Genomic DNA, 599 nt, shown 5'->3' with positions numbered 1-599 from the left:
AAAATTAAGTAAAACAGAGTCTCGTAGCTCAGCTGGTTAGAGTACTACACTGATAATGTAGGGGTCGGCAGTTCGAGTCTGCCCGGGACTACTTTTTAAAATCAAATTGACAATTATTAATTGACAATTGATAATTAAAAAGACTGATTAGCTTAATTAAAAGGAAATTTTAGAGGTTGAGTAACCGTTTTAAGTACTGTTAACTGAAAACTGTTAACTGACAACTAAAAAATGGGGGATTAGCTCAGCTGGCTAGAGCGCCTGCCTTGCACGCAGGAGGTCAACGGTTCGACTCCGTTATTCTCCACAAGAAAGTACAAAGATATAAGTACAAAGTATCAGGACGAAGGTCTTAATACTTAATACAAAAATCTTGATACTTATTAAAGTTCATTGACATATTGAGATAAGAAATAATAAAAAGTAGAAAGCGTTTTTTGTTATAGTAGAGATACAAACAACAAGAAACAAAAAAAAACGGTCATATTAATTTATGATTTGTACAATAAGCAAAATAAGGGCGTATGGGGGATGCCTAGGCTCTCAGAGGCGATGAAGGGCGTGATAAGCTGCGAAAAGCTACGGGGATCGGCACACAC

The 599-nt window shown here is 36.6% G+C and carries 2 tRNA genes and 1 rRNA gene; all 3 read left to right on the top strand.

Features of this window, described 5'->3' with window-relative positions:
• Positions 1–17: 17 nt before the first annotated feature.
• Positions 18–91, top strand: a tRNA-Ile gene (locus tag FLACHUCJ7_RS25215).
• A gap of 142 nt (positions 92–233) precedes the next feature.
• A tRNA-Ala gene (locus FLACHUCJ7_RS25210) sits at positions 234–307 on the top strand.
• A 197-nt stretch (positions 308–504) separates the two neighbouring features.
• Positions 505–599, top strand: a 23S ribosomal RNA gene (locus FLACHUCJ7_RS25205); the annotation flags it as partial.

The sequence above is a fragment of the Flavobacterium salmonis genome, assembly GCF_903819435.1.
Lineage (GTDB): Bacteria > Bacteroidota > Bacteroidia > Flavobacteriales > Flavobacteriaceae > Flavobacterium > Flavobacterium chungangense.
Note: the sequence above shows the minus strand (reverse complement) of the source record. Positions and strands in the feature narration are given on the sequence as shown.